This is a genomic window from Pseudomonas sp. ADAK13, from assembly GCF_012935715.1.
Taxonomy (GTDB): Bacteria; Pseudomonadota; Gammaproteobacteria; order Pseudomonadales; family Pseudomonadaceae; genus Aquipseudomonas.
On sequence record NZ_CP052860.1, the window covers coordinates 7,091,716 to 7,110,392 of the forward strand.

18 protein-coding genes are annotated in these 18,677 nt (G+C 63.0%); 7 read left to right on the forward strand and 11 right to left on the reverse strand.

Annotated features, from left to right (window positions below; all coding sequences use genetic code 11):
• Positions 1-9: 9 nt before the first annotated feature.
• The 5 genes from HKK54_RS32680 to HKK54_RS32700 are packed head-to-tail and all read right to left on the reverse strand — an operon-like array spanning position 10 to position 2,921.
• On the reverse strand, positions 10-795 hold the full coding sequence (locus HKK54_RS32680; RefSeq protein WP_169389143.1) for a fimbrial biogenesis chaperone: 786 nt from the start codon (positions 793-795) through the stop codon (positions 10-12).
• Positions 796-821: 26 nt separating this feature from the next.
• Positions 822-1,322 carry a Csu type fimbrial protein gene (locus HKK54_RS32685; RefSeq protein ID WP_010166908.1) on the reverse strand — a complete coding sequence of 167 codons (501 nt, stop codon included), beginning with the start codon at positions 1,320-1,322 and terminating at the stop codon, positions 822-824.
• Positions 1,323-1,326: 4 nt separating this feature from the next.
• Positions 1,327-1,863: a Csu type fimbrial protein gene (locus HKK54_RS32690; protein ID WP_169389144.1), complete on the reverse strand. Its 537-nt coding sequence runs from the start codon at positions 1,861-1,863 to the stop codon at positions 1,327-1,329.
• A gap of 18 nt (positions 1,864-1,881) precedes the next feature.
• Positions 1,882-2,427 carry a Csu type fimbrial protein gene (locus tag HKK54_RS32695; protein ID WP_010166904.1) on the reverse strand — a complete coding sequence of 182 codons (546 nt, stop codon included), beginning with the start codon at positions 2,425-2,427 and terminating at the stop codon, positions 1,882-1,884.
• Complete coding sequence (locus HKK54_RS32700) at positions 2,421-2,921, reverse strand: Csu type fimbrial protein (RefSeq protein WP_442962348.1); 501 nt, start codon at positions 2,919-2,921, stop codon at positions 2,421-2,423. Before HKK54_RS32700 ends, HKK54_RS32695 begins: the two co-directional genes overlap by 7 nt.
• A gap of 221 nt (positions 2,922-3,142) precedes the next feature.
• Here HKK54_RS32700 and zapE point away from each other — a divergent pair, with 221 nt between their 5' ends.
• Positions 3,143-4,258: a cell division protein ZapE gene (zapE, locus tag HKK54_RS32705; RefSeq protein ID WP_169389145.1), complete on the forward strand. Its 1,116-nt coding sequence runs from the start codon at positions 3,143-3,145 to the stop codon at positions 4,256-4,258.
• 10 nt (positions 4,259-4,268) lie between these two features.
• Positions 4,269-5,582: a leucine-rich repeat-containing protein kinase family protein gene (locus HKK54_RS32710; RefSeq protein WP_169389146.1), complete on the forward strand. Its 1,314-nt coding sequence runs from the start codon at positions 4,269-4,271 to the stop codon at positions 5,580-5,582.
• A gap of 69 nt (positions 5,583-5,651) precedes the next feature.
• On the opposite strand, the gene HKK54_RS32715 is transcribed toward HKK54_RS32710, so the two are convergent.
• Positions 5,652-6,359 carry a YebC/PmpR family DNA-binding transcriptional regulator gene (locus HKK54_RS32715; protein ID WP_010166897.1) on the reverse strand — a complete coding sequence of 236 codons (708 nt, stop codon included), beginning with the start codon at positions 6,357-6,359 and terminating at the stop codon, positions 5,652-5,654.
• Positions 6,360-6,468: 109 nt separating this feature from the next.
• Positions 6,469-7,782 carry an MFS transporter gene (locus HKK54_RS32720; protein WP_169389147.1) on the reverse strand — a complete coding sequence of 438 codons (1,314 nt, stop codon included), beginning with the start codon at positions 7,780-7,782 and terminating at the stop codon, positions 6,469-6,471.
• Positions 7,783-8,048: 266 nt separating this feature from the next.
• Here HKK54_RS32720 and HKK54_RS32725 point away from each other — a divergent pair, with 266 nt between their 5' ends.
• Entirely contained in the window at positions 8,049-8,921 is an 873-nt protein-coding gene (locus tag HKK54_RS32725; protein WP_169389148.1) for a LysR substrate-binding domain-containing protein, read from the forward strand.
• Positions 8,922-9,039: 118 nt separating this feature from the next.
• Here HKK54_RS32725 and HKK54_RS32730 read toward each other — a convergent pair whose 3' ends face one another.
• Entirely contained in the window at positions 9,040-9,897 is an 858-nt protein-coding gene (locus tag HKK54_RS32730; RefSeq protein ID WP_169389149.1) for a LysR substrate-binding domain-containing protein, read from the reverse strand.
• A gap of 112 nt (positions 9,898-10,009) precedes the next feature.
• Between HKK54_RS32730 and HKK54_RS32735 the strand changes: the two genes are divergently transcribed.
• The 3 genes from HKK54_RS32735 (at position 10,010) to HKK54_RS32745 (ending at position 12,658) form a co-directional block, all read left to right on the forward strand.
• Positions 10,010-11,119, forward strand: coding sequence for a 2-aminoethylphosphonate--pyruvate transaminase (locus HKK54_RS32735; protein ID WP_010166889.1), 1,110 nt, complete (start codon positions 10,010-10,012; stop codon positions 11,117-11,119).
• A 27-nt stretch (positions 11,120-11,146) separates the two neighbouring features.
• Positions 11,147-11,974 (forward strand): phosphonoacetaldehyde hydrolase, encoded by an 828-nt coding sequence (gene phnX, locus HKK54_RS32740; RefSeq protein ID WP_169389150.1) that lies wholly within the window; start codon positions 11,147-11,149, stop codon positions 11,972-11,974.
• Positions 11,975-12,097: 123 nt separating this feature from the next.
• Positions 12,098-12,658: a cytochrome b gene (locus HKK54_RS32745; RefSeq protein ID WP_010166885.1), complete on the forward strand. Its 561-nt coding sequence runs from the start codon at positions 12,098-12,100 to the stop codon at positions 12,656-12,658.
• A gap of 223 nt (positions 12,659-12,881) precedes the next feature.
• Here the strand turns inward: HKK54_RS32745 and HKK54_RS32750 are convergent, their stop codons facing one another.
• The 3 genes from HKK54_RS32750 to HKK54_RS32760 form a co-directional block, all read right to left on the reverse strand.
• The gene (locus HKK54_RS32750; protein ID WP_169389151.1) at positions 12,882-13,781 is read right to left on the reverse strand and encodes a 1-aminocyclopropane-1-carboxylate deaminase/D-cysteine desulfhydrase; all 900 of its coding nucleotides are present in this window, start codon (positions 13,779-13,781) and stop codon (positions 12,882-12,884) included.
• A 57-nt stretch (positions 13,782-13,838) separates the two neighbouring features.
• Complete coding sequence (locus HKK54_RS32755; RefSeq protein ID WP_169389152.1) at positions 13,839-15,878, reverse strand: NADPH-dependent 2,4-dienoyl-CoA reductase; 2,040 nt, start codon at positions 15,876-15,878, stop codon at positions 13,839-13,841.
• Positions 15,879-15,995: 117 nt separating this feature from the next.
• Positions 15,996-16,934 carry a LysR substrate-binding domain-containing protein gene (locus tag HKK54_RS32760; RefSeq protein ID WP_169389153.1) on the reverse strand — a complete coding sequence of 313 codons (939 nt, stop codon included), beginning with the start codon at positions 16,932-16,934 and terminating at the stop codon, positions 15,996-15,998.
• A gap of 137 nt (positions 16,935-17,071) precedes the next feature.
• Here HKK54_RS32760 and HKK54_RS32765 point away from each other — a divergent pair, with 137 nt between their 5' ends.
• The gene (locus HKK54_RS32765) at positions 17,072-18,613 is read left to right on the forward strand and encodes an HAL/PAL/TAL family ammonia-lyase (RefSeq protein ID WP_010166877.1); all 1,542 of its coding nucleotides are present in this window, start codon (positions 17,072-17,074) and stop codon (positions 18,611-18,613) included.
• Positions 18,614-18,677 lie beyond the last annotated feature (64 nt).

The window sequence follows — 18,677 nt, forward strand, 5'->3', positions numbered from 1 at the left end:
TCCATCGCGTTACCGTCCCGGTGCAAGACTCTCCAGTTGCGTTGCGCCATTGACCCGCACCTGCAACGGCTGATCGCCAGCGACCCCTTCCGGCACCAGCCAGCGCATGGTCGCCCCCGGCAGCACATAGCCCAGCAGGCCGTCCACCAGCGGCCGGGTTTGCCCGCCCTGCTTGAACGCCACATCGGTCAGCCGCGCGTGCACCGCGCCCTGGTTGCGCATCTCCACATAGTTGCGCCCGCCGACGCTGACTTTTTTCCAGCTCAAGTCAGGTTTGCCCGCGCCCTTGGGGTCGCGTTGGCGGGTGGCGTCTTCCTTGCTCCACAGGCCTGCGCCGTAGGCGAACAAGGGTACCGAATAGCGCATCTGAAAGCGGATCGCGGCGGCTGTCTTGCCGTCAGCGGCGGGCGTTTCAGGGGCGGCGGCAGGAATTTCGTCGATGATGATCCGATACGCCAGCTCCTGGCCCGGCGGCACTTCGCGGGTACGGGTCAGGCGCACCAGTTGTTTTTGCCCCGGCTCGATCTTCGCCACCGGCGGGCTGCCAATCACGTCGCGCTGGTTCTGGTACTGCTCGTCAAACCCGCCCTGGCTCCAGGCAAACACTCGAATCTGCAGGTTGGCGGTCTCTGTACCGCGGTTCTCCAACCACAAGGCGCTGGCCTGTTGATCGGCCTCCAGCACCGGGTCGATGGGCCAGATCAGCACTGAGCTGGCGGCCTGGGCCTGCCCCGCACCCAACGCCACCAAACCGATAAAACCCGCAACCCAATACCGCCGGGAAGCTGCAAACATAGATTTCACTCCTTATGCCAATCGCCTTACCAGGACAGCTGCACCTGCAGCACGTCGCTGTACGTCCCCCCAGGCTGATTACCCGGTAACACCACCCGGCCGTAAATCGGCAGGGTTATAGCGTTTGCGTTGCTGTAGCTCACGCTGACGCTTTGGCTGATCCCCAGGCTTTGGCTAAATGCCGCGTCCCGAAACAGCTGATACGCCACTTGGGCACTGCCACTATTGAGCTGCATGCGCCGGCCACCGACGTTGTGCAAACCGCCATCCACGGTCATGTTCAAGGTGACGCCCGGCGTGCACTGCAGCGTTACCCCGCCGCTCAGCGCCACCGAGACCGTACTGGTCGACAACGACGAATAGCTGCCGAACGCCAGGCTGCCGTAATTCGTGCCGCCGCCCACCACCAGGCAGCCCGCGGCAATCGTCGCGCTGACCTGGATTGTCTGGCTGGTCACCGCCAGCAACGACAACGGCATCCCCCAACCGGTGATGACCGCCAGCGTCGCCCAGCAGGCCCGCTTCATGGCACTAGAACGTCAGTTGCACGGACACCGTGTCGGTATAGGTACCGGCCGGCAGCCCCGTCTTGCCCACGGCCTGGCCGTAGATATTCACGGTTTGCGCAACGCCGGTGCTCGGGGCGAGGTTGATGGTGCCGTTGATCGCCAGGATCGATGAATGCCCGGTGTCGGTGTAGAAGTCGTACGGCACGTAATTGGCGACGCCGTCGTACAGCGCCCGGGTGCCGCCGGTGGATTGGCCGTCATGGGACCCGGCCCCCACAGTGATCACCGGCGAGGTGCCCGATGAACACTGAATCGACAACGCGCCCCCGCCGCCGCCCAGCACCTGGCCGGACTGCGTGGTGAACTGGCTGTTGGTGGTACCGAAATTGATCGTACCGAAGTTCAACCCGGTGGTGCCGCCGACGCCGTTGACCAGGCAACTGTTGGTCAGGATCAGGGTCGAGCTGATCTGCCCGGTGACCGTGGTGGCCGTCTGGGCACTCGACACCCAGACCAGTGCCATCAGTGGAAAAACTGCTTTCGAAACAAGTGCATGCATGATGTCCATCCTCATGGTTTACCAATCCAGAGTCACCGTCAGGGTGTCTGTGTAGATGCCGGCCGGTAGGGCCCTGGTATTCGCCACCACCGAGCCGAATACCGGGATCGGTACTTGTGCGCCCTTGGTCACGACGAAATTGCGTTGCTGGCCGATGCTGTAGGTGTTCCGGCCTGCGGGGTCGGCCGACAGCCGATACGGTATGGTTTGGCGGCCATTGCTCAGGCGCCGGGTGGTGCCGTCGCCATGAGCGCCGCCGTCGATGGTCACGGTGAAGCTGCTCACCACCGACGGGTTGCAGGAGACCGCCAGCGCCGCCTTGTCGCCGTCACTGACACTGGCACCCAGGCGGTTGTCCCAGGTGGGCCCGTGGCTGCCAAAGTCCAGCAAGGCCGAGCCTCCGTCGGGGCTGACCGGCGCGCTGTCGGCGCCTTTGCTCACCTGGCAACTGGCAGTAATCACCAGCCGCGCGTGAATCTGACCGGTGACCGCCGCCGCCTGGGCGTCCTCCGCCAGGAGCAACAGGCCGCCCAGCACGATGCAGGCCAGGGCCCGGCTTACCATGTCACCGTCACTTTGAGCAGGTCGGAATAACGCCCCACCGCCGGGACTTCCTTGAGCGGCTCAATGCGCCCATAGAGCGGCAGGTCCACCGTGCCGGAATCAGGCACGCGGCCACTCACCGGTACGTCCACGGCCAAGGGGATACGACGCGCCGCGTCGGCATAAATGCGGTAAGGAATGGGTTTGATCGAAGGGGCGGCGGCGCCCAGGTAACGCACGTCACCCACGCCGCCATGCAGGCCGCCGTCGACACGCACCTGATACGGCGTATCCGGGTTGCACTCCAGGCGTGGCTGGCGCTGGCTGATCAAGGCAGCACTCAACGGGCCCGCCGGGTCATCCAGACGGGAACTGCTGCCAAAATCCAGCACGCCGAGTTGCTCGATGCCGGCCTCGCGGGCGGTGCCCACCAGTTGGCAACCGCGCTGCACGTCGATGCGCACTTCAACCTGGAGCTGAGCGCCATAAACCGTGTTGCAGAGCATCGCGCTCATGATTGCCAAGACTGCGTGTCCCTTCACTGCCCCAAATCCTTATACAGGGGTGACTGCTTTGTATGAGGGTAGTCACTCAAGGGGATTCCGCCAGTCAGGTCACTGGTTTGGATCCCATTGAGCCATGCCTTTTCCAGATAGCTCGCGCCGCGCTTCCCTATTGGTCAAACCGCAACCGGCGCTCTAAAGTGGGCGACCACCGAAACACAGAGTGACTGACATTGGCTGCGTTACCGCCCCTGCTCAAACGGTTGCTGGGTAAACCTGCGGCGCCTGATTCCGCCCCCGGCATTACGACTTTTTTCCAGGACAAGGCCCGGCAACAGGGCTACACCCTCAGCGCCAGCCAGCTGCAGGTCATCGCGTGCATGGCCCGGCAAACCGCCCACCTGCTGGCCGGCCGTCCAACCCGCAGCCTGTACCTGCACGGTGCCGTGGGCCGGGGCAAAAGCTGGTTGCTGGACGGTTTTTTCCAGGCGCTGCCGATTGCCGAGAAGCAGCGCGTGCACTTTCACGATTTTTTCGCCCGCCTGCACCGCGGCATGTTTACCCATCGCCAGCAGCGCGACGCCCTGGCCGTGACCCTGGACGAACTGCTCGAAAGCTGCCGCGTGCTGTGCTTCGACGAGTTTCACGTGCATGACATCGGCGACGCGATGCTGATCAGCCGTCTGTTCAAGGCCCTGTTCCGGCGCGGGGTGTGGGTGCTGGTTACCTCCAATTACCCGCCCGCCGGGTTGTTGCCGAACCCGCTGTACCACCAGCGCTTCAAGCCGGTGATCGAGCTGATCAGTGCGCGCATGGACGTGATGGAAGTCAGCGCGCCCCAGGATTATCGCGGCCTGGCCCAGGCTCACGGTGAGCAGCGTTTCACCACCGGCCAGTTCGTCTGGCCGGGTACACCCGCGCAACGCGAGGCTCTGGATCTGCCGTCAGCGGATCACGCCCCGATCAGCCTGGCCGTCGGTGCCCGGAAACTGATTGCCCGCAGGCACCAGGGCCGCAGCATCGCCTTCACCTTCAGCGACCTGTGCGAGCAACCGACCGCCGTCATGGACTATCTGCAACTGTGCCGCGACTACGACCGCTGGATCATCGATGGCCTGCCACACCTGGCGGATTGCCCGATTGCCGCCCAACAACGCTTTATCAACCTGGTGGACGTACTTTACGACCAGGACAAGCAACTGACGCTGATCGGCGAGCAGCCGCTGGAGCAATCCCTGGGTGGCCAGGCCATCGACCTGGCGCGCACCGCCAGCCGCCTGGGGCAGTTGCAGAAGATCGGGCCACAACCCGCTATCATGAGCGCCATTCACGCCCCTATTGCCGAGTGACGCGCTGTTCATGGATACCCTTGCCCAACTCAAGGCCGGCCAATTGGCCGGTATCAAACGCCTGGACCTGCGCTGCGGGCTGACCGAGTTCCCCCGGGAAATCTTCGACCTGGCCGACTCCCTGGAAATCCTCAACCTCACCGGCAACGCCCTCAGCAGCCTGCCGGATGACCTGCACCGCCTGCCCCATTTACGCGTGCTGTTCTGTTCGGAAAACGCCTTTACCGAGCTGCCGGAATGCCTGGGCCAATGCGCACAGCTGAGCATGATCGGCTTCAAGTCGAACCAGATCAGCAGCGTCCCGGCGGCCGCCTTGCCGCCCCTGCTGCGCTGGCTGATCCTCACCGACAACCGCATCAGCCAGTTGCCGAGCGAACTGGGTGAACGGCCATTGCTGCAAAAACTGATGCTGGCCGGCAACCACCTGGAGCACCTGCCGCCAAGCCTGGCCCAGTGCAAAAACCTCGAACTGATCCGCATCGCCTCCAACCGCATGACCCGCCTGCCGGACTGGTTGCTGACCCTGCCGAGCCTGACCTGGCTGGCCTACGCCGGCAACCCGGTGGAAATGGCCGTGGAAGTGGCTCGCGATGACGCGACGCCGAACATTCCCTGGTCAGAGTTGGCACTGGGCGAGGTGCTCGGCGAAGGCGCTTCGGGGATCATCCGCAAGGCGTCCTGGACCCCGCCCACCGGGCCGGCCAAGGCGGTCGCGGTCAAACTGTATAAAGGCAGCATCACCAGCGACGGCTCGCCGTTACACGAAATGCACGCCTGCATCGCCGCCGGGTTGCATGCCAATTTGATCAAGGTAGAAGGCCGGGTCGTCGGCCATCCCGAAGGCCAGGCGGCGCTGGTGATGCAACTGATCGAGCCGAGCTACCGCAACCTCGCGGCCCTGCCGAGCCTGGCGTCGTGCACCCGTGATATCTACGAACCCAGCACCCGCTTCAGCGCGGACGTGGCGTTGCGCATGGCGCGAGGCATTGCTTCAGTGGCGGCGCACCTGCACGAGCAAGGCATCACCCACGGCGATCTGTACGGCCATAACATTCTGTGGAATGAAGCCGGCGAGTGCCTGCTTGGGGACTTTGGTGCCGCGTCGTTTCACGCCAGGGTCGACAGCCTGGAAACCCGGGCGTTGCAGCGTATCGAAGTGCGGGCGTTCGGGGTGTTGCTGGGGGAGTTGCTGGAACGGATTGATGCGGGGTTGAGCGAGGAGAAACGCGTGGCACTGGAAAGCTTGCGGGATAACTGCTGCCAGCCGGAGGTGCTTGCCCGGCCTGGGTTCGAGGAAATCACAACTCTGTTGCGGTCTTCCTAACTCCGCTAAACCAAATGTGGGAGCAAGCCCGCTCCCACATTTAGATCGGGTTCTCACATCAAATGAGCGTTAACCCGCCAACCCGACAAACATATCCTGCACATCGTCATGGTTGTCCAGACCTTCCAGGAAGGCTTCGACTTCGGCCATCTGCTCATCGCTCAAACCGCTCACCGGGTTTTTCGAGATGTAGCCCAGCTTGGCCGACAATACGGTGAAGCCCTGCTCCGGCAACGCTTTCTGTACGGCGTCCAGGTCGGTGGTTTCGGTGATGAACAAGGTGGTGCCTTCTTCCTCGCCTTCCTCGAAATCCTGCGCACCGGCTTCAATCGCAGCCATTTCCGGATCGGCGTCCGGGCTGTCCGGCGAGGCTTCGATCAGGCCCACATGGTTGAAGTCCCAGGCCACGGAGCCGGAAGCGCCGAGCTGGCCCTTGCGGAACGCCACGCGGATTTCCGCCACGGTGCGGTTGATGTTGTCGGTCACGCATTCAACGATCAGCGGCACCTGGTGCGGGGCAAACCCTTCGTAGGTCACGCGGTGGTATTGCACGGTCTCACCGAGCAGACCGGCGCCTTTCTTGATCGCGCGTTCCAGGGTTTCCTTGGGCATCGAGGCCTTTTTGGCCTGCTCCACCACCAGGCGCAAATGTGCGTTGGTGGCAGTGTCGGCACCGTTGCGGGCGGCAATGGTGATCTCTTTCACCAGCTTGCCGAAGATCTTGCCCTTGGCATTGGATGCCGCTTCTTTATGTTTGACTTTCCACTGTGCGCCCATGACTCACTCTCTTCTGTCCATCGCGCCGAGACGTCTACTGGCCGGCGCTTTGGGGGCAGAGTTTATAGCGCTGAAACACTCTAATCCACCAAAAAACCGGCCATGCCCCTCAGGTGCGCAAGGGATTGATTGCGCGCTCACGGTCCGGCACAAAGTCGCCCACCTGCGCCAGCACTGCGGGCCTGGCATTCCAGTAGGGCATCAACACCAGCGAGGAAAACAGCGCGGCGCCGGCAAACACGATAAACACCGTGACCGTGTCAAAGTAGCCCGGCAGCAAGCCGCCGAGGATCGCCCCCACCGAACCGCAACCGTTGACGAACCCCGCCGCCGTCGCGCCGGCCTTGGCGGTGCCGAAGTCAATGGCGGCGGTGCTGCTGATCATCGAGTCCGGCCCGTACAGGGTCAGGCCCATCACAAACAGCAGCGCCATCACCAGCGCCACGCTGCCAGTGTGCAAGGCGCCCATGAACAGTGCCAGGGCCACGGTCAGCGCCAGCAGGCTGAGGACACAGGCCGGCATGCGCCGCGCACCGAACAACTTGTCGGAAGCCATGCCGATCATGATCGGCCCCAGCAATCCCGCCAGCTCGAACGCCGTCGGCACAATCGCCGCGCCGACCTTGCCCACCGACGGCATCTGCTCATACACAATCACCGGCCCCCACAGCAGGATGGCGTAACGCGCCGGTTTCAACAGAAAGTACGCCAGCCCCAGGGTCAACACGGTGCGGTTGCGCAAGATGGCCCGCAGCGGTTCCAGCACGCTGGCGTTCTTCTCGGCGGCCGTCTGTTCCGGTTCGGGTTCCACTGCCGGCAACCCCACATCCTGTGGCGTGTTGCGCTGGAAGATGAAGAACAGCGCCGCCACCACGAAGACCACGGCGGCACTGGAGATAAACGCCGCATGCCAGGTGCCGATCAGCGTATAGGCCCACCATCCGGCAAACGGCGACGCCACCAGGCCACCAAAGGCGTAACACGAACTCCACAGGCCCAGCACCCGCCCCCGCTGCTGTGCCGGGAAGAAGCTGCCAAGGTTCTTGCACAGCCCCGACCAGCCGGTGGACTGCGCCAGGCCTTGAATCAGCATGCAACTGATAAAGATCGGCAACGTGGCGAACGTGCCCATCACCAAGGCGGCAGCGGCGGAAATCAACAACCCGCCGAGCACCACCACACGCGGCCCGAAACGGTCGGCGAGCATGCCCCAGGTGAACTGGCCGACGGCATAGGCCGCGAGGTAGATGCCATCCAGGTTGGCCATCATCATCTTGTCCAGCGGGAAACTCGGGTCGTCGACGATCCCCGGTTTGGCCACCGAAAAGGCTTTGCGGGTGAAATAGAAGGCCGCGTACGCCAGCCAGGTGATAGCGAAAATCTGCACGCGCCAACGCTTGATGCTACTCAAGGGAGTATTCATGGTGGTTCTGACCTCGGGTGTGAGTGTGCCGGCAGAATGAAAAGCAGACGCCTGTATTTTTATTGTTGAGCACTGCAATACCGACGCCTCGGAGGGCGCGGTACTGGTCAGATGAGCCCTGCTGGTAAGCACGCAAAGACCCATGGCCGCCTTAGGTGCAGGACTCGACCCGCGGCGACTGAGGGCTATCAAAGCAATGGCTGACTAATAGGTAAAATCGATTTATCGTATTTCAAATATAAGCTGAGCTTGTAAGAGGATTCGCGATGTCGGTGTCCCACGCCCAACTCAAAGCCTTCCATGCGGTGGCCGTGCACGGCAGTTTTACCCAGGCCGCCGAGCGCTTGTTCCTCAGCCAGCCGGCCATTTCCGACCAGGTGCGCAAGCTCGAAGAGCGCTTCGGCGTACTGCTGTTTCATCGCAACAAACGTTCAGTGCGGTTGACCGACCTGGGGGAGCGGCTGTTAAGCGTCACCCAGCGCCTGTTTGCGGTCGCCGCCGAAGCCGAGGAGCTGCTGCAGGATTCCCGCGCCTTGCAAACCGGCACCCTGACCCTGGCGGTGGATGCCCCCGTGCATGTGTTGCCGCAGATCGCGCGCTTCTGCCAGTTGTATCCGGGCATCAGCGTGAAGATCGAAACCGGCAACACCGATGAATCGCTGTTTCGCCTGTACCACTACCAGGCCGACCTCGCGCTGCTGGGCCGCGATGTGGACGACGAGCGGCTGCTGTCACTGCCGTTGCCCGATGATCAACTGCTCGCGTTTGTTTCCCGTAACCATCCGTGGGCGGGCCGCGAATCCATCTGCCTGGCGGACCTGGACGATACGCCGCTGGTGTTGCGGGAAATCGGCTCGGTCACCCGCCAGACCCTGGAGCAGGAAATGCACCAGGCCGGGCTGCGGATTCGCCCCGCCATTCAGGTAGAAGGCCGGGAAGCCGCGCGGGAGGCGGTGGTGGTGGGGATTGGCGTGGGGGTGGTGTCGGCCGCGGAATTTGGCGCGGACTCGCGGGTGTATGCGATGCCGATCCGCGACTGCACCCAGCGGATGAAGGAAACCCTGGTGTGCTTGAAAGAGCAGAGCTCGCGGCGGGTGGTGGCGACGTTTCTGGAGATTGTGCGGGAGAGTTTGCGGTGAACTCACGGGCCTCATCGCGGGCAAGCCCGGCTCCCACATGTTGATTTGTGAACATCGGTCCACTGTGGGAGCGGGCTTGCCCGCGATGGCGCCAACTCGATCTTCAGCCAACCCCCACTCAGGGCGCCAATTCGAAAAACGCCTGAATCAACCGCAACTCCCGGCGCCGCTCCATGCACCCGATCACATGCCGGTTCACCAGCCCCTCCCCGTGGATCGGAATCGCATGCACCCGTGGGTCCCGGCTGACCTCCATCGACGACACCACGCCCACCCCCAATTCAGCCGCCACCGCTTCCGTCACCGCCTCACGGCTGTCCAGTTCCAGCAACACCTTGGGCTGCACGCTCGCCAGGGCGCAGGCATCGTCAAAGGTGCGGCGGGTAATCGAGCTGGGCTCACGCAGCACCATGATCACCTGATCCAACTGCTCCAGCCGAATCCCCGCAGGCTCCGCCAGCCATGGATGCCCGGCCGGCACCAGCGCGCAAATCCGTGACTCGATCAATGGCTGCAGGTGCAGGCCCTTGCGCGGTTCCACCTCCGTCAACACCGCCACATCGGCCCGCTCCGACAGCAGCGCGGCGAGGGTTTCCTGAGCGTTGCCCAGGCGCAGATTCACGGTAATCCCCGGGTACCGCTCCCGCAGGCGGGCCAGCATCGGCATGACCATGTGCGGTCCGTCCGCCGCCACTTCCAGGCGCCCAGTGAGCAGTTGCCGGTTGGCTTCCAGCAAGGTCTGCGCCTCTTCCACCAGGCCGAAGATCGCCCGGGTGATGGCCGCCAGCTTGGTGCCCTCCTCGGTCAACGCCACCTGCCGTGCGGTACGTCGGAACAGCGCGATCTGGTAGTGCTCCTCCAGCGCCTTGATATGCCCGGTCACCGCCGGCTGGCTGATGAACAGCCGCTCGGCCGCCCGGGTAAAACTGCCCTCGCGGGCCACGGCATCAAACGCACGCAGTTGAAACAGGTTCATAGTTATCGGCCTCACTGATAGCTCGCATAACAACAAACAATTTGATTGATGACAAGCCAAACTGCAATTTATGCCCCGTAGCTTCATCCCAACGTTTTGCGAGGACATGAGAATGAGTACTGCCGCGCCGATCCTGCTGACCCCCGGGCCCTTGACCACTTCGGCCCGCACCCGCCAGGCCATGATGGTCGATTGGGGTTCATGGGATGACCGCTTCAATCAACTGACCGCCAGCCTGTGCGAGCAACTGCTGGCGATCGTCAACGGCACCGACAGCCACCATTGCGTGCCGTTGCAAGGCAGCGGCACCTTCGCGGTAGAAGCGGCCATCGGCACCCTCGTCCCGCGTGACGGCAAGGTATTGGTGCTGATCAATGGCGCCTACGGCAAGCGCCTGGCGAAGATTTGCGAAGTGCTCGGCCGCGCGTTCAGCACCTTTGAAACCGCCGAAGACGAACCCACCACCGCCGCCGACGTCGACCGCCTGTTGCACGCTGACAAGAGCATCACCCACGTCGCGCTGATCCACTGCGAAACCAGCACCGGGATTCTCAACCCGCTGCCCGAGATCGCCCAGGTCATTGCCCGTCACGGCAAGCGCCTGATCATCGACGCCATGAGTTCCTTCGGCGCGCTGCCGATCAACGCTCGTGAAGTGCCGTTCGACGCACTGATCGCCGCCTCCGGCAAGTGCCTGGAAGGCGTACCGGGCATGGGTTTTGTGTTCGCTGAGAAACAGGCACTGGCCGCTGCCCAAGGCAACAGCCATTCACTGGCGATGGACCTCTTCGACCAGCACAGCTACATGGCCAAGACCGGCCAATGGCGCTTTACCCCGCCGACCCACGTGGTGGCGGCGCTGCACGAAGCCCTGCTGCAATACAACGAAGAAGGCGGCCTGCCCGCCCGCCACCAGCGCTACGCCGACAACTGCCAGGCGCTGCTGGACGGCATGGCCGAACTGGGCCTGCGCAGCTTCCTGCCCGCCGCGATCCAGGCGCCGATCATCGTCACCTTCCACGCGCCGAAAGACCCGCGCTACCAGTTCAAGGAATTCTACGAGCGGGTCAAGGCCAAGGGTTTCATCCTCTATCCCGGCAAATTGACCCAGGTGGAAACCTTCCGCGTGGGCTGCATCGGCCATGTGAACCAGGCCGAAATGCAAGCAGCTGTCGCGGCAGTCGCCGAGGTGCTGCAAGAAATGAACGTGCTCGACATCTGATTGCCAACTTCCAACAGGATCTGAACCATGAACTACGCAAACCCAACCAAGCTTCAAGCCGCGATCCTCGACTGGGCCGGCACCGTGGTCGATTTCGGCTCGTTCGCACCGACGCAGATCTTTGTCGAAGCCTTCGCCGAGTTCGACGTACAGGTCTCCATCGAAGAAGCCCGCGGCCCGATGGGCATGGGCAAGTGGGACCACATCCGCACCCTGTGCGACCAGCCGCAGGTAGCCGAGCGTTACCGCAAAGCCTTTGGCCGCACGCCCACCGATGATGACGTCACCGCCATCTACCAGCGCTTCATGCCGCTGCAGATCGAGAAAATCGCCGAGCACTCGGCCCTGATCCCCGGCGCCCTGGACACCATCGCCAACCTGCGCCGGCAAGGGATCAAGATCGGCTCGTGCTCCGGCTACCCCAAGCAGGTGATGGACAAGGTCGTCGAACTGGCCGCCACCAACGGCTACGTGGCCGACCACGTGGTGGCAACCGACGAAGTGCCCAACGGCCGCCCATGGCCGGCCCAGGCCCTGGCCAACGTGATCGCCCTGGGTATCGATGATGTGGCGGCCTGCGTGAAGATCGACGACACCGTGCCGGGCATCCTCGAAGGCCGTCGCGCCGGGATGTGGACCGTGGCGCTGACCTGTTCGGGCAACGCCCTGGGCCTGACCTACGAACAGTTCCGCGCCCTGGACGCCGGCACACTCGCCAGCGAACGCAAGCGCATCCAGGCCCTGTTCGAAGGCTCGCGCCCGCACTACATGATCGACACCATCACCGACCTGCCGGCAGTGATCGACGACATCAACCAGCGCCTGGCACGGGGCGAAATGCCGCAGGGCAACTGATCGAGATCAAAAGATCGCCTCTGCACCCTCCTCCCACGGGCAAACCTCGTAAAACAGGCTTACATTGAAAGGACTCCGTCGCGAAAGAACGGAGGTTTGCCCTGATGAGTGAGGAAGAAAGCGATGCCCTGGAAAAATTCCGATACGCGTTACAGCACCATGTCGATTGCGTTGCACTGGCTGATGGTGGTGCTGCTGGCGGTGGTTTACGCCTGCATTGAGTTACGCGGGCAGTTTCCCAAAGGCAGCGGCGGCCGTACGTTGATCGTGGAAATGCACTTCATGTTCGGCCTGACCGTGTTTGTGCTGGTGTGGCTACGGTTGTTCGCCCGCAGCCTGGGCGTGGCGCCGAAGATCGTGCCGGCGCCGCCACAATGGCAAACCCTCCTCGCCACCCTGATGCACATGGCGCTGTATGCCTTGATGATCGGCATGCCCATCGCCGGCTGGCTGATTGTCAGCGCCGAGGGGCATTCGGTGATGTTCTACGGTATCGAGTTGCCGCCGCTGATTGCCGAAAACAAGGCCCTGGCCAAGGAGATTGAGCACTGGCACGTGCTGTTCGGCAAGATCGGTTACTGGCTGATCGGGCTGCACGCGTTGGCGGCGATCGTTCACCATTACATCCTGCGCGACAACACGGCGCTGCGGATGATGCCTGGCAAGAGAGGGAGCATTCAGTAACCCCCCCAGGAGCGACACAGCTCCAATGTGGTCGGCTTGCTGTGGTGAGCGGGCTTGCTGTGGTGAGCGGGCTTGCCCCGCGCTGGGCTGCGAAGCAGCCCCATCAATCTGTGGTGAACCCGACGGGGGGCAAGCCCCCTCACCACAGGGCAAGCCCCCTCACCACAGGGCAAGCCCCCTCACCACAGGACAAGCCCCTCACCACAGCAAGCCAGCGCCTACATTAACCGGGCGCAACAGGGAATCCCCGGCGGCCCTGCAAGCCGCCGGTATGAACGAAGATCAGGCGGGTGCCGGGAGCGAAGTACCCCGCCTCAATCCGCTGCTTCAACGCCAACAACGCCTTGCCGGTGTACAGCGGCTCCAGCGGCAGGCCACAGGCTTGCTCGGTGGCGGCGATAAATTCCAGCAACTCTGGATCCACCTTGGCGAAGCCGCCCCGGCTGGCGTCCAGCAATTCATAACCCTCCTGCACCAGCGCCTGTACCTGCTGCGCCACCCCGTGGTCATCGGGCACTGCCAGCGCGCCGTACACCGGATGCGCGCCCGCTTCGGCCAGCACCAGTCCCGCCAGCGTGGTGCCCGTGCCGGCTGCCAGCCACCAACCGTGATAGTCCGTCCAGCCCAGGCCCTTCAATTGCGCCTGCGCATGACTCACCAACACCCCGCAGCCCAACGCCCCCGCCAGGCCACCGCCACCTTCGGGCACCGGATGCAGGTGTGGATACTGCTCGCGCCACGGCAGCCAGAAACCCGGCTCATGGCGCGCGCGATAGCCGCCATAACCCAACCAGTGCAGTTGCATGCCAAAGGCTTTGAGGTCGAGCACTGTGGGGGTGTCTTGCGGATGGCCACGCAGCAGGCCAACGGTAGGAAAGCCGAAGCGTTTCCCGGCTGCCGCCAGTGCATGCAGGTGATTGGAGTAAGCGCCGCCCAGGCTGATGATCCCGCGGGCACCCGCAGCCCGGCCTCGGGCCAGGTGCTCGGTGAGCTTGAACCATTTGTTGCCGCTGATCAGCGGGTCGATGCGGTCCAGGCGCAGCACGGCGACCTCCACCGGCCCCATCCACTCCAGCTTCAGGGGTTCAAGGGGCGCGTGGGGAAGCCAGTCGAAAGGACCCATGAGGGCAGTTCTGCACAAGAAAAGGGGCGGTAGTCTACCACCGCCCCTTGGGGCTTTTTACAGCTCGGCCGCCAGGCGCGAACCCTGGTTGATGGCGCGCTTGGCATCCAGCTCGGCCGCCACATCGGCACCGCCGATCAGGTGCACGTTCTGCCCGGCCGCCACCAGGCCGTCCTGCAGCTCCCGCAGCGGGTCCTGGCCGGCGCAGATCACGATGTTGTCCACCGCCAGCACCTTCGGTTCACCCTCGGCGCCGATGCGGATGTGCAAGCCTTCATCATCGATCTTCAGGTACTCGACGCTGTTGAGCATCTGCACCTGCTTGTTCTTCAAGCCCGTGCGGTGGATCCAGCCGGTGGTCTTGCCCAGGCCGTCGCCAACCTTGGAAGCCTTGCGCTGCAACAGGAACACTTCACGCGCCGGCGCATGGCGCTCGGGCTTGATCCCGGCCACACCACCGCGGGCTTCCAGGTGGGTGTCGATGCCCCACTCTTTCCAGAACGCCTCGCGGTCCAGGCTGGTGGACACGCCCTGGTGCACGAGGAATTCCGACACGTCAAACCCGATACCGCCCGCACCGATCACGGCCACGCGATGGCCCACCGGCTTGCGCTCCAGAATCACGTCCAGGTAACTCAGCACCTTGGCGTTTTCCACGCCGGGAATTGCCGGTGTACGCGGCGCAATGCCGGTGGCCAGGATGATTTCGTCGTAACCGCCCGCCACCAGTTGCTCAACGTCGACCCGGGTGTTCAGGCACAGCTCGACATGGGTGGTCTGCAACTTGCGCTTGAAGTAGCGCAGGGTTTCGAAGAACTCTTCCTTGCCCGGCACGCGTTTGGCGATGTTGAACTGGCCACCAATCTCGCTGGCCGAATCGAACAGGGTCACCTGGTGTCCGCGCTCGGCGGCAACGGTGGCCGCCGCCAGGCCCGCAGGACCGGCACCGACCACGGCGATTTTCTTGATCTGCTTGACCGGCAAGTAGTTGAGCTCGGTCTCGTAGCACGCACGCGGGTTGACCAGGCAGGTGGTCAGCTTGCCGCCGAACGTGTGGTCCAGGCAGGCCTGGTTGCAGCCGATGCAGGTGTTGATCTCATCGGCGCGGCCTTCGGCAGCCTTGTTGACGAAGTCCGGGTCGGCGAGGAATGGGCGAGCCATCGAGACCATGTCGGCATCGCCTTCGGCCAGGATCTGCTCGGCGATTTCCGGGGTGTTGATGCGGTTGGTGGTGATCAGCGGGATCTGCACCGCGCCGCGCAACTTCGCGGTGACCTTGCTGAACGCACCACGCGGCACCTTGGTGGCGATGGTCGGAATGCGTGCTTCGTGCCAGCCGATGCCGGTATTGATGAGGGTCGCACCGGCCTGCTCGATGGCCTTGGCCAACTGCACGATCTCTTCCCAGGTGCTGCCGCCTTCCACCAGGTCGAGCATCGACAGACGGAAGATGATGATGAAGTTCGGGCCTACCGCGTCACGCACCCGACGCACGATTTCCACCGGCAGGCGCATGCGGTTTTCGTAGCTGCCGCCCCAACGGTCGGTGCGGTGGTTGGTGTGGGCGGCGAGGAACTGGTTAATGAAGTAGCCTTCCGACCCCATGATTTCCACGCCGTCGTACTCGGCGACCTGGGCCAGCAGCGAGCAGGTGACGAAATCATTGATCTGTTTTTCGATGCCTTCTTCGTCCAGCTCTTTGGGCTTGAACGGGTTGATCGGCGCCTGGATCGCGCTCGGTGCTACCTGCTTCGGGCTGTAGGCATAACGGCCGGCGTGGAGAATCTGCATGCAGATCTTGCCGCCCGCCTCGTGCACCGCCTGGGTGACGATCTTGTGCTTTTGTGCTTCTTCGTCGGTGGTCAGCTTGGCTGCACCGCCATACACCCCGCCTTCATCGTTCGGGCCAATGCCGCCGGTGACCATCAGGCCCACGCCGCCACGGGCACGCTCGGCAAAATAGGCTGCCATGCGCTCGAAGCCGCCGGGTTTCTCTTCAAGGCCGGTGTGCATCGAGCCCATCAGGGTGCGGTTACGCAGGGTGGTAAAACCCAGGTCCAACGGGGCCAGCAGGTGCGGGTAGGCAGCAGCGGTCATGGTACAGCTCCACAACGGATCATCACGGGACGTGGAGCGCTCGAATGGCACTCCATCGGTTTATGTCCCACAGACTAAGAGTCCGCCGGCTGACGCTCAATGACCGTAAGTGACAACTTAATGATCAAAGTGCGCAGCAGAAAGCATGGCAGCGGTAATCTTCTCCTGTTTTTGCCCCTGCCCGATCATCCAGCGTTGAAACCCGCGGCACTGTTGTTTATGCAGCGTATTGGGGTGCCAACTCAGGTAGTACGGCGCCGCCAGCGGCACGGCGAACCGCCAGGGAATCACCAGCCGACCGGCCCGCAGGTCCCCGGCGATCATTGAGAACTGCGCCAGCACGATGCCTTGCCCATCGATGGCCGCCTGGATCGCGGTAATCGATGACGAATAATTACGGCGGATCACGATGGGCTGGCCGGTTTGCCCTTCCAGCTCGCTGAACCATTGGGTCCACGAAGGCGGCGAATCGAATTTGGGCCGCGAGTCGATGCCGATCAGCCGGTAATCGAGCAAGTCCCGCGCGGACGCAACCCGTTCCAGCAACTGCGGTGAACAGGTGGGCACCACACAATCGCGGAACAGCGGCACGCTATGCCCGGCATGCTCGGGGTGCTCGCCATAACCGATGCGAAAGTCGGCACTTTCCTCCCCCGATGCATCATCGAGGGTGCTGTCCAGGTAGATGTCCAGATCAGTTTCGTCCTGCCCCCATTCGTCGATCAGCGGCGACAGCCATTTGGTCATCAGCGAAGGCAGGCAACTGACATACAGGTTGTTGGGATTTTTCGCCCGCTCAGCCTCGGCCACCGCCAGCCTGAGTTCTTCGAACGCCGCGGTGCAACGGGCATGCAGGCGTTCGCCGACGCTGTTCAAGCGCAGGCGCTGGCCGTCCTTGAGCGTCAGCTTCATGCCCAGAGCCTCTTCGAGCAGTTTCATTTGCTGGCTGACAGCGCCCACCGAGATCTCCAGGCGAATCGCCGCCTGGGAGATACCGGCGCAGTGGCCCACCACTTCAAACACTTGCAACGCGCGCAACGGCGGTAAACGGCTCATGGGGGGAATCTCGCGACTTCAGTAGTTTAGATTTTCTACTAAAAGTAACAGAAAACCCCATATTTTCTTCAGTCAGTGCAACCCGTAGAGTGAAACCACTTTCCAACCCATTGCGTTGCGCCCAGCTGGAGTCACTGATGAAAACCCTGCCTGAACAAATCACCCATGTCGTGTTAGGCGACAGAGAACCCAGCATCGAAGAGTTCGTGGCGATCGCCCGCTATTCAGCCACTGTTTCGTTTGCCGACAGTTACAAGAATCGGGTTAAAAAGTCCCGTGGGTTGATCGAGCGATTCCTCGATGAAAACCGTTTGGTGTACGGCGTGACCACAGGCTTTGGCGACAACGTGCGGCACGTCATCTCGCCGGAAAACGCCAAGGAACTGCAGGTCAATATCGTGCGTTCCCACGCTGTTTCCGTCGGTGAGCCGCTGGTGCGTGAACAGGTGCGTGCGATCCAGTTGATGGTGTTGATCAGCCTGGGCAAAGGCTACTCCGGGGTGCGCCTGGAACTGCTGGAACTGATCGCCGGCCTGCTAAACCACGACGTGGTGCCCTTTGCGCCGGGCGAAGGCTCGGTAGGTTACCTCGCGGTAGAAGGCCACCTGGCCCTGGTGCTGCTCGGCGAAGGCCGGGCCAGCGTCAAGGGCGGTGCACTGGTGGATGGCGCAACCGCCCTGCAACAGGTCGGCCTGCAACCGACCGACCTGCAGTGCAAGGAAGGCCTGGCGATGTTGAACGGCACCACGTCGGTGACCGCCATCGCGACGCTGGCGCTGTACAACGCCATGCAGGCCGCCGACCTCGCGGACGTGGCGGCGGCCATGTCGCTGGAGGCGCTCAAGGGCACCATCCGCGCGTTCGACCCGCGCTACCACTCGATCAAGGCCCACCCTGAACAGGCCGCAACCGCCGCCAACATCAAGGCCATCCTGCACGACAGCCAGCTCATCGAAGAAAATATCGATTATCGCCTGCAGGACGTCTACAGCCTGCGTGCCATCCCCCAAGTGCACGGTGCTTCCCGGCAGTTCATCAATTACGCGCGGGAAACCATCGAGCGCGAAATCAATTCCTCGGGCGACAACCCGGTGATTTTCCCGCTGGACGACGGTGATGGTATCGCGATTTCCGGCGCCAACTTCGACGGCACTTACATCGGTATTTCGGCCGACACTCTGTGTGTGGCGCTGACCAACCTGGCGAAGATTTCCGAGCGCCGCACCGACCGCATGATCAACTCGCACTTCAGCGAAATGCCGGCCTTCCTGGTGCGCAACCCGGGCCTGAACAGCGGCTACATGATTGTCCAGTACACCGCCGCCGGGCTGTACGCCGAGATGAAAACCCTGTCGATGCCGTCGTCGATCGACAGCGTCTCGACCTGCGGCAACCAGGAAGACCCGGTCAGCCTGGCCTACAACGCGGTGATCAAGGCCTACAAAGTCTCGCAAAAACTCCAGTCGGTGGTGGCCATCGAAGTGCTGGTCGCGTGCCAGGCCCTGGATTTCCACGACGTGAACAAGGCATCGACCGCCACCAAGGCTGTCTATGACCTGGTGCGCAGTGAAGTGCCGGTGGCGGACAACGACCGCGCGTTTTACGCTGACATGGCCAGTGTGATTGACCAGGTGCGCAGCGGGAAAATCAACGACCTGGTGGCCCATCACCTGAACTGACAACCACGCCGTCAAACGGCCTGCCCTCCTTTTTGGACGGCGGGCCTTTGGCATTTTCGGCGCA